Here is a 12005-nt window from a genome sequence, read left to right as displayed (position 1 = left end):
GGGGGCTGGGGGGCGGGGGGGGGGGCTGGGGGGGGGGGGGGGGGCGGGGGGCGCGGGGGGGGGCTTGCGTCCGGGGCTGCGCCCGGTGCACGGCTGCGCCGCGCGTCGCCGGACGGGCTGAAGGCGCCCCGTAAGGGGCGCGGGGAACTGCGCGACCAGCCACGACGAACCCGCACCGGACCCACCCCGCCGGCCGGGCAACGGGCCCGGCCGAGCGTGAGCCTCCCCTCACCCCGTCCCCTTCGCCCCCCGCCTGATCTCGTTGAACTCCGCCACGTTCCGCTTCTGGACCTCGTAGTCGTCCGTGAAGCGCGTGTCGCCCGGCTTCACCGTGACGAAGTACAGCCAGTTCCCTGCCGGGGGTGTCCGGGTCGCCCGGAGCGCCTCCAGGCCCGGGTTGCCGATCGGGGTCGGGGGCAGGCCCTTGCGTTCGTACGTGTTGTACGGGCTGTCGATCCGGGTGTCCTCGTGCGTGGTGTCCAGCGTGCTGCGGTTCATCGCGTAGTTGAGGGTGGAGTCCATCTGGAGCGGCATGTCGCGGTCGAGGCGGTTCCGGATGACCCGGGCCACCTTGCCCATGTCGGCAGGGGTGTCCGCCTCCGCCTGGACGATGCTGGCGACGACGAGGTCCCTGCGGACGTCGGGGCCGGTGCCGAAGCGTTCGTTCGCCGTCTTGACCATGTAGGCGAGCAGGCTCGACGCCGTCGTCGTGTCCTTGACGGGGTACGTCGCCGGGAACAGATAGCCCTCCGGATTCCCGCCGGCCGCGGCGGGCAGCGCCAGGTCCGTCGACGCGGCGGCCTTCTTCGCGGTGCCGGGCGCGGCCCCGACGGCCTTGTCCACCGCCGCGTACACCTGGGAGGAGCGCCAGCCCTCCGGAACGGTGAGGGACTTGGCCCGGCCGACTTCCTCCTCCTGCCACAGCAGCAAGAGCGCCGCACCCCCGCCGAGAACGGCGAGGACGCACACCAGCAGGACCAGCCGACCGCGCCGGGACCTGCGCGGTTTCGGCGGGGACAGGACTTCCGGGAACCCGTGGGACTCGTACTCCATGACCGGAACGCTAGCCGTCCCCGTACGCCGTTGTCCGAACCCCCCGCCCACTTTCCGGCCCGGAGGGAACATGCGAACAGGGGATCGGGTGTTCGCTGGAACGCGTGATCGTACCGGATCTCCTTGCCCAACTCCCTTGTGGCGCACGATGCTTACGGTGCGCAAGCGACGGGCTGCAGACCGCGATTGCGCAGTCCCACACATGCACCAGTACGCGAGTACGCAGCACAAGGAGAACCCAGGATCATGAACCTCATCACCGACCTTCTCGCCGGCGCCTTCCACTTCCTGGGCTGGCTGGTCTGACCGAGGTCTCGCCACGGCGCCGTCCTTCCCCCGTCCCAGGGGAGGGGCGGCGCCGCCGCGTGTACGGGCCGGGGGTCTCAGCCCCGGTGCGACCCTTCGAACGGCGGCAGCGCCGCGAATCCGGGCTCGACCCGTGTCCGGGCCGCGAGCGCGTCGAGGGTGCGGCGGACCTTCGACAGCGGGCGGTCGGGGAACTCGGCGTCGTAGCTCTGGTGGTCGGCGGCGTGGAACGGCAGGCCGCTCTGGACGTCAGGGGCGTACGGGTCCGGGCGGAAGTACTGCTCGCGGCCGACCCTGGCCATCACCATCGCCTCGCGCATCCCGGTCGTGCCCCGCTCGGGGGACATGAAGGTGACGACCGTGCTGCACGGGGCGCGCGGCACGGTGAAGCTGCCGACGAAGCCCTGACCGTGCTGCTGTCCGGGCAGCGGCACTCTGACGATCTGACGGAGCGCCGGGAGTCCGCCGAGCTGCTTGACCGATGCCTCGATCGGTCCGGCGCCGGAGCGGGCCGTGTGGTGGGTGAGTCCGGCCCGCAGCGCGGGGCCGTCGTCGAGCCCGGCGGGGAGGTCGGGCACCAGGCCGACGGCACTCAGGGTCCGGCCGGAACCGCCTCGACGGATGCGGACGCGGCGGACGTGGACGCGGATGCGGATGCGGGCTCGGGCTCGGGCTCGGTGGACGCGGCTCCGGACGGAGTCAGCCGGGCGTCCCTGCGGACCAGGGCGGCATAGCGGCCGTCCTTGGCCAGCAGTTCCTCGTGCGTGCCGCGTTCCGTGATGCGGCCCGCGTCCAGGACCACGATCTGGTCGGCGTCGCGGACGGTGGACAGGCGGTGGGCGATGGTGAGGGTGGTGCGGCCGGCCGAGAGGGAGTCGATCGCCTGCTGCACGGCGTGCTCGGTGCGGGTGTCGAGGGCGCTGGTGGCCTCGTCCAGGATGAGGACGGGCGGGTCGCGCAGGATGGTGCGGGCGATGGCCAGGCGCTGCTTCTCTCCGCCGGAGAACCGGTGGCCGCGCTCGCCGACGAGGGTGTCGTACCCGTCGGGCAGCGAGGCGATGTGGTCGTGGATCTGGGCGGCCTCGGCGGCGGCGCGCAGTTCGCCGTCGGTGGCGTCGGGCTTGGCGAAGCGCAGGTTCTCGGCGACCGAGGCATGGAAGAGGTACGTCTCCTGGGAGACGACGCCGACCGTGCGGGCCAGGGAGTCGAAGTCCAGGTCCCGGACGTCGGTGCCGTCGAGGGTGACCCGGCCGCCCGTGACGTCGTACAGCCGCGGCACGAGGTAGCTCAGGGTGCTCTTGCCCGAGCCGGTCGGGCCGACGACGGCGAGGCTGCCGCCCGCGGGGACCGTGACGTCGATGCCCGTGAGGGTGGGCCCCGACTTCTCGTCGTACGCGAAGTCGACGCCCTCGAAGCGGACTTCGCCCTTGGCGGCGGGGAGGCGGACCGGCTCGTCGGGTTCGGTGATGTCGACGGGGAGGTCGAGGTACTCGAAGATCCGCTGGAAGAGGGCGAGCGAGGTCTGCATCTGGACGCCGGTCGACAGGAGGCTGACGGCGGGGCGGAGCAGGCCCTGCTGGAGGGAGACGAAGGCGACGAGCGTGCCGAGGGAGACGACCGGGGCCCCCGCGTTCATGGTCAGGCCGGCCGCCCAGTAGATGACGGCGGGCATGGCGGCCATGACGATGCCGATGGTCGACATCCGCCAGCGGCCTGCCATGTTGGACCGGATTTCGAGGTCGACGAGACGCTCGGACTCCTCGGTGAAGTTCTTGGTGAGGGAGTCGGAGCGGCCCATGGTGCGGCCGAGGAGGATGCCGCTGACCGACAGGGACTCGGTGACCGTCGCGGACATGGAGGCCATCTGCTTCTGCCGCTGGGTGGTGATCTTCTTGCGCTCGTGGCCGACCTTGCGGCTGATCCACACGAAGAGCGGGAGCAGGAGCAGCGAGACGACGGTGAGCCGCCAGTCGAGGGCGAGCATCGCGACGACGGTGGCGACGACGGCGGTCAGGTTGGAGACCAGGGACGTCGCGGTGGAGGTGACGGTGGCCTGCATGCCGCCGATGTCGTTGGCGATCCGCGACTGGACCTCGCCCGTGCGGGTCCTGGTGAAGAAGGCCAGCGGCATCCGCTGGAGCTGGGTGTACACGGCGGTGCGCAGGTCGTGCATGACGCGCTGGCCGACCGTGGTCGAGATGAGGGTCTGCAGGACGCCGAAGACGCTGGTGACGACGGCCGTGGCGATCATGCCGACGGCGAGCAGCGTCAGCAGGCCCGTGCGGCCCTGCGGGATGGCGACGTCGAGGATCTCGCGCAGCAGGAACGGCGAGGCCACGCCGACCAGCGACGAGGCGCCGACGAGCAGGCCGACCAGGGCGAGCCGGGCACGGTAGGGACGGAACAGGCGCAGGATGCGGCGGACCTCGGCGGGCGGCTGCTGTTTGCCCGGCTCGGGGTCGGGGGGCGTCCAGGGGTTCGCGTGTCGTTCGGGGTTCATGGGCTCCTTCGGAGGGGTGCGTGGGAACGGTGCGGGAATCGAGGCTTCCAGAGCCTAGTTCATTGTTACCTATACTCACAATGCACGGGGTCCTGTTATTGTTCCCGCTATGAGCAACACTGCGGAAACCCGTTCGGAGAAGCCGGAGAGCTCGGACACCCGTGCCGACGACGGCATGCTCGCCGAGCAGCTGCTGCGGCTGACCCGGCGCCTGCACCGTGCGCAGAAGCGCCAGATGGAGCCGATCGGCATCACGCCGGGCCAGGCCAGGCTGCTGCGCGTCGTCTCGCGCCTCTCGTCCTCCGACGGCAGCTCCCCGCGGATGACCGACCTCGCGCGCAGCCTGGAGGTCGTGCCGCGCGCGGTGACCACCCTGGTGGACGCCCTGGAGGAGCAGGGCCGGGTGCGCCGGGTGCCGGATCCGGCCAATCGCCGGGTGATCCGGATCGAGCTCACCGAAGCCGGCCGCACCACCCTCGGCGACCTGCGCAGCGCGCGCCGCGACGCGGTGGAGGACATCCTGGCTCCATTGACCGCCGTACAGCGCAAGCAGCTCGGCGGCCTGCTGTCCACCCTGATCGACGGGGGTACGTACCCCTGCTGAGCCGGGCACGGCCGGGCCGCCGCGCGCGACCGAGCCCCCGAGAGGACGTCCCCCATGCCGCTCCTGGAGCCGAAGCCGGAGGCCCTGCGCCCGCCCGCTCCGCAGGACCCCGCCCCCGACCGGGTGCCGGCCGCACTGGCCGAGGGCACGCCGGGGCCGCTGCGCCGGGAGCTGGCGGCGGTCCTCGGCGCGGAGAAGGTCCTGTGGAAGGTGTCCGACCTGGTGCGGTACTCGGCGGACGCCAGCCCGTACCGCTTCGTGCCGCAGGTCGTGGTGGTGGCCGAGGACATCGACGACATCTCCGCGGTCCTGTCGTACGCGCACGGCAAGGGCCGCGAGGTGGTGTTCCGGGCCGCCGGGACCTCGCTCAACGGCCAGGCCCAGGGCGAGGACATCCTGGTGGACGTACGCCGCCACTGGTCCGGCGTCGAGGTCCTCGACGGCGGCGCCCGGGCCCGGATCCGGCCGGGCACCACGGTGGTCCGCGCCAATGCCGCGCTCGCCCGGTTCGGGCGGGTGCTCGGGCCCGACCCGGCGAGCGCCCTCGCCTGCACGATCGGCGGGGTCGTCGCCAACAACGCCTCGGGGATGGCGGCGGGCATCACCCGCAACAGCTATCGCACCCTCGCCTCGCTCACCTTCGTCCTCCCGACCGGCACCGTCGTCGACACCGGCGATCCGCGCGCCGACGAGGAGCTCGCCCATGCCGAACCCGCCCTCTGTGCGGGCCTGTTGGAGATCAAGCGGGAGATCGAGGCGGACGAGGCCCTGGTCCGCCGCATCCGCGCCAAGTACGAGATCAAGAACACCAACGGCTACCGCCTCGACGCGTTCCTCGACGGCTCGACGCCCGTGCAGATCCTGCGCGGTCTGATGGTCGGCTCCGAGGGCACGTTCGGCTTCATCTCGGAGGTCGTCTTCGACACCCTCCCCCTCGACCGCTGCCTCTCCTCCGCACTGCTGTTCTTCCCCACGCTGTCCGCCGCCGCGGCGGCGGTACCCCTCTTCAACGCGGCGGGCGCGCTCGCCGTCGAGCTGATGGACGGCAACACCCTGCGCGCGTCGGTGAGCGTGGCGGGCGTACCGCAGGACTGGGCGGAGCTGCCGAGGGAGACGACGGCCCTGCTGGTGGAGTTCCGGGCGCCGGACGAGGCCGCGCAGGAGGCGTTCGAGCGGGCGGCGGGCGAGGCCCTGGCGAAGCTGGACCTGGTGGCGCCCGTGCCGTCGGTGACCAATGGATTCACCCGTGACGCCAAGACCATCGGCGGCTACTGGAAGGCCCGCAAGGCGTTCGTCACCGCCGTCGGCGGCGCCCGCCCGTCCGGTACGACACTGATCACCGAGGACTTCGCGGTGCCGCCGTCCCGGCTGGCCGAGGCCTGCGAAGCCCTGCTGGCACTCCAGGAGGCACACGGCTTCGACGCCGCCGTCGCCGGGCACGCCGCACACGGCAATCTGCACTTCCTGCTCGCCTTCGACGCGGCCGACCCCGCCGACGTCCGCCGTTACGCGGCCTTCCTGGACGACTTCTGCCGGATGACGGTCGAGCGGTTCGACGGCTCGCTCAAGGCGGAGCACGCCACGGGCCGCAACATCACCCCGTTCCTCGAACTGGAGTGGGGGCCGTCGGCCACCGAGCTGATGTGGCGCACCAAGCAGCTCATCGACCCGGACGGGGTGCTCGCTCCGCGCATCGTCCTCAACCGCGACCCCGAGGCACATCTGCACGGCCTCAAGACGATCCCGCGTGTGGAGGCGGAGGCCGATCCGTGCATCGAGTGCGGCTTCTGCGAACCCACCTGCCCCAGCGGCGACCTGACGACCACGCCCCGCCAACGGATCGCGCTGCGCCGGGAGATGATGCGCCAGCCCGCCGGCTCCCTGGTCGGCGAGAACCTCCTCGCCGCGTACGGGTACGACGCCGTGGACACCTGCGCCGGCGACTCCACCTGCAAGATCGCCTGCCCGGTCGGTATCGACACGGGCGCCCTGATGAAGGACTTCCGCCACCGCCGCCACTCACCGCGCGAGGAGCGGATCGCCGCCCTGACCGCCAAGAACTTCAAGGCGGTCGAGATCTCGGCCCGCCTCACCGTGGCCGCCGCCGACCGGATCTCCGACCGGCTGCTCTCCTCCGTGACGGGCCTCGCCCGCAAGGCGGTACGCCCCGACCTCGTGCCGCAGTGGCTGCCGGCGATCCCGGGCGCGGCGGCCCGTACGCTCCCCCGCACCTCCCGCGACGGCGCCGTCGCGGTGTACTACCCGGCGTGCGTCAACCGCATCTTCGGCGAGCCCGAGGGACACCGCGGCCCGTCGCTCCCCGAGGCCCTCGTCGCGGTCTGCGCACGCGCGGAGAAGCCGGTGTGGATCCCCGGCGACGTCACGGGCACCTGCTGCGCCACCATCTGGCACTCCAAGGGGTACGACGAGGGCAACACGGTGATGGCGAACCGCATCGTCGAGGCGGCCTGGGGCTGGACCGGCGGCGGGCGGCTCCCCCTCGTCGTCGACGCGTCGTCCTGCACGCTGGGCATCGCGCACGAGGTGGTGCCGTACCTCACCGACGACAACCAGGAACTGCACGCCGAGCTGACCGTCGTCGACTCGGTCGTCTGGGCGGCGGAGGAGCTGCTGCCCGGGCTGACCGTGCACCGCAGGGCGGGCTCCGCCGTCCTGCACCCCACCTGTTCGATGCAGCACCTGGGCGACGAGGCGCAGTTGCGCACGGTCGCCGAGGCGTGCGCGGACGAGGTGGTCGTGCCGGACGACGTGCGGTGCTGCGCGTTCGCCGGGGACCGGGGCATGCTGCACCGGGAGCTGACGGAGTCGGCCACCGCCCGGGAGGCCGCCGAGGTCGGGCGGCGCGCGTACGACACGTACCTCTCGGCGAACCGGATGTGCGAGGTAGGCATGGACCATGCGACGGGCCGCCCCTACCACTCCGTACTGCTGGATCTGGAGCGGGCGACCCGGCCCTGACCTGCGCGCTCCGGGGAGTCCATGATCCTGCGAAGGTAAGTCCAACTCTCCGTGCGCAAGGGCCTCTTGCGCCACACGCGAACCTCCGTGACCCTGATCGGTCGGTACCCGATCACCTTTCACGGAGGTCCGATGTACGACGACAAGGCGACACCGACCCCTGACGGCCACACCTCTGACGACCACACTTCCGACGGCTCCCCCGACGGCGTGTCCCGCCGGTCGGCCCTGCGCGCCGCCGGTCTGGCGGGCGCCGGGATCGGTCTCGGCGGTGCGCTCGGCGCCGCCGGCAGCGCGACGGCCGCGGAGAGAGCCGGGGTCGAGGCCGCCGTACCGAAGCGCCAGGGCAAGACCATGGCGGGGGTGCCCTTCGAGCGGCGTACCACCGTCCGGGTCGGCATGATCGGCCTCGGCAACCGCGGCGACGGCATGATCGACCTCTTCCTCGCCCTCCCGAACGTCAAGGTCGTCGCCGTCTGCGACCCGGTCCGCGCGAAGGCCGAGAAGGCCGCGGCGAAGGTCGTCAAGGCGGGACAGCCCGCCCCCGCGCTCTACACCAAGGGCGAGGACGACTACCGCAACCTCTGCAAGCGCAACGACGTCGACCTCGTGTACGTCGCCACCCCGTGGGACTTCCACCACGACATGTGCAAGACCGCCATGCTGAACGGCAAGCACGTCGGTGTGGAGTGTCCGCTCGCGATGCGCATGGACGAGATCTGGGACCTGGTCGACACCTCCGAGCGCACCCGGCGCCACTGCATGCAGCTGGAGAACTGCTGTTACGGCAAGAACGAGATGCGCGTCCTGCGGATGGCGCACGCGGGCCTGTTCGGCGATCTGCTGCACGGCGCGGGCGCGTACAACCACGACCTGCGCGGCCTGATGTTCGACCCCGACTACTACGAGGGCCCGTGGCGCCGCCTGTGGCACACCCGGCTGCGCGGCGACCTCTACCCCAACCACGGTTTCGGCCCGGTCGGCAACTACATGGACGTCAACCGCGGCGACCGCGCGGTGAGCGTCGTCAGCGTCGGCTCCCCGGCCCTCGGACTGGCCGCGTACCGCAAGCTGCACATGCCGCCCGGCGACCCGAGCTGGAAGGAGTCGTACATCGAGAGCGACCGTACGATCAGCCTCGTCCAGACCGCCAAGGGCCGCGTCATCCGCCTGGAGCACGACGTGTCGACCCCGCACCCGTACAGCAGGATCAACAGCCTCGGCGGCACCCTCGGCGTCTTCGAGGACTACCCGGAGCGCATCTACCTGGAGCCCACCAACACCGACGACCGGTGGGACGACTTCAAGAAGTACGCCGAGTGGGACCACTGGCTGTGGAAGGAGCACGCCAACCCGCCCGGCGGCCACGGCGGCATGGACTACCTGATGCTCTTCCGGCTGATGCAGTGCATGCAACTGGGCCTGGTCCCGGACTTCGACGTGTACGACGCGGCGACCTGGACGGCGCCGGTGCCGCTGAGCCATCTGTCGATCCGGGCGAAGGGCGCGCCGCAGCAGATCCCGGACTTCACCCGGGGCGAGTGGAAGAAGGCCAGGCCCGGCGTCGACTCGCAGAAGCCGAAGGCCTGACCGGGTAGGGGTGCCGAGCGGGGGGGGCGGCCCGGCGGAGCCGGCCCCCGCTCGGCCCTTCAGGTCGTGCTCGATGCCAGAAGCTGTCGGTCACCCATCACCACGACAGGCCTGCGCGCCGGGTCGACGCTGCGCAGCAGGGTCTCCATCGCCGCCTTCGACACGCTCACGCAGGCCGAGGTGCCGCTGCCGTGGTCCACGTGCAGCCAGATCCCGCCGCCCTTCTCCTGACCCCGCGGGCGCGTCGGTTCGTCCGGCGGGGTGCCCTTGACGCGGTTGTGGTCGATGGCGATGACGAAGTCGAAGTCGTGCCGGTGGGTCCTGGCCCAGGAGCGCGGGGCGGCGATGGACGAGGACCGGGTGTACGGCAGTTCGGCGCCCGGGTCGGGGAGCACGCCGCCCGCGTCGGACAGGGTGAACACCCCGGCAGGGCTGCGCTTGTCGTCCTCGCGGTGGTCGGGGGGCCATCCCTTGACGCCGTTGTGCGCGGGCCAGGGGCCTTCCCGGTCCCAGGTCGCGCCCTGCTTGTCGCCCCGCTTGTTCTAGAGAACGACCTGGGCGTCCGCCGAGTTCCTGGATCCGCCGTAGACCGCGACGACCTGCCGCGAGTCCGCCGGGATCCGGGCGCGGAGGCGGTCGCCCATGCCGGGGATGCGCTTCAGGTTTTGGGACGGGGATCCGGTGGGTGCCTCTCCGGCAGTCTCCCCCGCGGCGGGCCGCTCCTTGTCCGTACCGCCGCCGCCTCCGCAGGCCGTCAGGAGCAACAGTCCGGCCACCGCTCCCGCGAGGGCCGGACTGCGTCGCACGTTCGATATCGGCATGCGCCCCATGCTGCCACCGCTGCCTGCCGTCAGCAGTGCCTCCGGTCCTCCACCAGCGTGCCCTGCACCGAGGTCACGCTCCGGTCGTGGCACGTCCCGTCGGAGCCGTACAGCCGGTAGCGCTCGCCCGTCGTGCCGACCGCGTGCCGCTGTTCGCGGGGTGCGTTCGAGAAGTACGCGGCGTCGCCCTTGTAGACGTCGTCGAGCTGGGAGAACGCGGTGCGCCTGCCGCCCACCAGGGTCTCCGTGTCCGCCTTGTCGCCGAGGGTCAGCACGGTGCGCAGCCGCTCGCCCGCGTCGCTGCCGATCGTGGTCGTGCCGTCCATCGTGTACGTCCGCCGCACCTGTGTGGCGCGCTCGGGGCCGTGCCTTCCCTCGACCGCGACCGTCTCCTCGTCCGTCCATTCGCCCTTGAGCCCGTCCAGCTTCTCGCCCTCCGTCCAGCGGTGCACGGAGGTGTGGGCGAGGCTGCGGGCGATGCGGGTGTCCACGCGCCCGCGCGAGGTGTTGACGTACCCGGCCACGGTCAGCCGGTGGCCGCCCCTGGTGTCGAGGCGGTGCTCCGAACCGGGCGTGTACTTCGTCGAGTTGACCGGTGCGCCCTCGGCGTGCCGGGTCAGGGCGCCGGTGACGACGCGGCTGCCGTGGTCCTGCCAGACGAGCACGTTCACCGGGGTGTTCCAGCCGCTCTGTCCGGCCGGGACGCCGACGACGCCGACCTCGACCTTGTGCGGGCGGCCGTCGTTGAGCAGTCCGGCGAACGGGGTGAGGTCGTACTGGATGGGCTTGATGTCCAGCGCGCGCGGGCCCGGGACGACGTACCAGAGGAAGGGGTTGGACCAGCCGCCGGTCCACACGGTCGGGAACGGCGCGGCGATGCCGGCGAGTTTCCCGTCGACCTTGATCTGCACCTCTCGGTAGGGGCCTTCGGCCGCCTTGCAGGAGTACGGGGCGTTCTCGGGCACCGAGAGGTACCAGTACTCCTCGCAGCCGCCGCCGGATCCGGTGGCGTACACCTCGGCGAGGATGCGCTGTGAATTGCGGGGCGTGGTGAGGGAGTTGGCGTCCGGACCGCCCAGGGTGAGGACGCGGTCGGGCGTCGCGGCGGGCTTCGTACGGCCCTCGGCCGCGTAGAAGGTCAGGGTCGCCTTGACGTCGATGACACCGGTGTACGTCTCGTTGACAACGTTGCCGATGAGCATTTCGACCGGCTGATCGCGGCGGAAGGTGTCGCTGTAGCGGGTGACGTCCTTCTCGACGGACCAGGTGATGCCGTCGACCGAGGGCTCGGGGGTGGAGGTCTTCAGCACCTCGACGCCGCCGACGTGGAGGTATCCGAGGCGGTCGTACTGGCGGCCCTTGACCTTGCCGTCGAGGCGCAGCACCACCTTGCTCCAGCGGTCGCCGCACTTCTTCGGCGGGGCGTAACTCCCCTTGTACGGGGTGAAGTCGCGGAACTGGGCCTCACCGAGGGTGACTCGGCAGGACCGCGTGTGCGGCTTGGCCACGGGCGGCGCGGCGGACAGCGGGTCGTGCCAGTCGTTGCCGAACTCGGCGGGCGGGGTGGGGCCGTCCGCGGTCGCGGCGGTGGCCGGGGCGGGTTCGCCCGCGGTCGCGGCGGTGGCCGGGGAAGCGCCGAACAGGGCTCCGGCAGCGAGCACGAGCCCGCTCACCACGCTCATGGTTTTTCTCTGTCTCATGCGACAGGAGTGAAGCGCGGGACGGCCGGTAACGCCAGGCCTGAAAGTGGATATTGGCGCGTTCTGGGTGGGCGTGCGCATAAATCAATTGCCCCTGGGGGGCTCGGAGCGCGAACCTTGCACGGTTTGCGCCACCCACCCGTCCGGACTCCAGAGCCGTCACACCGAGCCGTAGGGCCTCATGCAGATTCGTGATCTTCCGTATTCAGACCCCGGCGAACCCGACGTCCGCTCCGGGGGCCGCTTCCTGCTGTGGCTGGGCCTCGGCCAACTGGGCGGGCAGCTCAAGGCCATGGGCTGGGGGCTGCTCCACCAACTGGGCGTGGCCGGGCTGCCACTGGGCGTCGGCCTCGCCGTCCAGGCCGTGGTCGAGCGCTCCGGCGGGCGCCTCGCGCTGGCCGCCGCGCTGCTCGCGCTGACGGGCGTGGCCGTCACGGTCGGCGACACCATGC

7 protein-coding genes and 2 pseudogenes are annotated in these 12005 nt (G+C 71.7%); 4 read left to right on the top strand and 5 right to left on the bottom strand.

What is annotated here, in order from left to right; translation table 11 throughout:
* Window positions 1–228 precede the first annotated feature (228 nt).
* From mltG to ACWGIG_RS30230, 3 genes are all read right to left on the bottom strand, one after another.
* On the bottom strand, window positions 229–1053 hold the full coding sequence (gene mltG / locus ACWGIG_RS30240) for an endolytic transglycosylase MltG (RefSeq protein ID WP_453324870.1): 825 nt from the start codon (window positions 1051–1053) through the stop codon (window positions 229–231).
* 383 nt (window positions 1054–1436) lie between these two features.
* Window positions 1437–1982 carry a hypothetical protein gene (locus ACWGIG_RS30235; protein WP_453324871.1) on the bottom strand — a complete coding sequence of 182 codons (546 nt, stop codon included), beginning with the start codon at window positions 1980–1982 and terminating at the stop codon, window positions 1437–1439.
* Window positions 1952–3859: an ABC transporter ATP-binding protein gene (locus tag ACWGIG_RS30230; RefSeq protein WP_453324869.1), complete on the bottom strand. Its 1908-nt coding sequence runs from the start codon at window positions 3857–3859 to the stop codon at window positions 1952–1954. The genes ACWGIG_RS30235 and ACWGIG_RS30230 overlap by 31 nt, the downstream gene beginning before the upstream one ends.
* A gap of 109 nt (window positions 3860–3968) precedes the next feature.
* Between ACWGIG_RS30230 and ACWGIG_RS30225 the strand changes: the two genes are divergently transcribed.
* The 3 genes from ACWGIG_RS30225 (at window position 3969) to ACWGIG_RS30215 (ending at window position 9032) form a co-directional block, all read left to right on the top strand.
* The gene (locus ACWGIG_RS30225; RefSeq protein ID WP_453324868.1) at window positions 3969–4463 is read left to right on the top strand and encodes a MarR family winged helix-turn-helix transcriptional regulator; all 495 of its coding nucleotides are present in this window, start codon (window positions 3969–3971) and stop codon (window positions 4461–4463) included.
* Window positions 4464–4517: 54 nt separating this feature from the next.
* Window positions 4518–7442 carry an FAD-binding and (Fe-S)-binding domain-containing protein gene (locus ACWGIG_RS30220; protein ID WP_453324867.1) on the top strand — a complete coding sequence of 975 codons (2925 nt, stop codon included), beginning with the start codon at window positions 4518–4520 and terminating at the stop codon, window positions 7440–7442.
* Window positions 7443–7574: 132 nt separating this feature from the next.
* On the top strand, window positions 7575–9032 hold the full coding sequence (locus ACWGIG_RS30215) for a Gfo/Idh/MocA family protein (RefSeq protein WP_453324866.1): 1458 nt from the start codon (window positions 7575–7577) through the stop codon (window positions 9030–9032).
* Window positions 9033–9091: 59 nt separating this feature from the next.
* Here the strand turns inward: ACWGIG_RS30215 and ACWGIG_RS30210 are convergent.
* Both ACWGIG_RS30210 and ACWGIG_RS30205 read right to left on the bottom strand, forming a co-directional pair.
* Window positions 9092–9853: pseudogene (locus tag ACWGIG_RS30210) on the bottom strand (hypothetical protein).
* A gap of 29 nt (window positions 9854–9882) precedes the next feature.
* Complete coding sequence (locus tag ACWGIG_RS30205) at window positions 9883–11553, bottom strand: peptide-N4-asparagine amidase (RefSeq protein ID WP_453324865.1); 1671 nt, start codon at window positions 11551–11553, stop codon at window positions 9883–9885.
* Between the two features lie 181 nt (window positions 11554–11734).
* On the opposite strand from ACWGIG_RS30205, the pseudogene ACWGIG_RS30200 reads away from it, so the two are divergent.
* Window positions 11735–12005 (top strand): annotated as a pseudogene (locus tag ACWGIG_RS30200) (ABC transporter ATP-binding protein); the annotation flags it as partial.

Source organism: Streptomyces sp. NPDC054863, from assembly GCF_053610825.1.
Note: the sequence above shows the minus strand (reverse complement) of the source record. Positions and strands in the feature narration are given on the sequence as shown.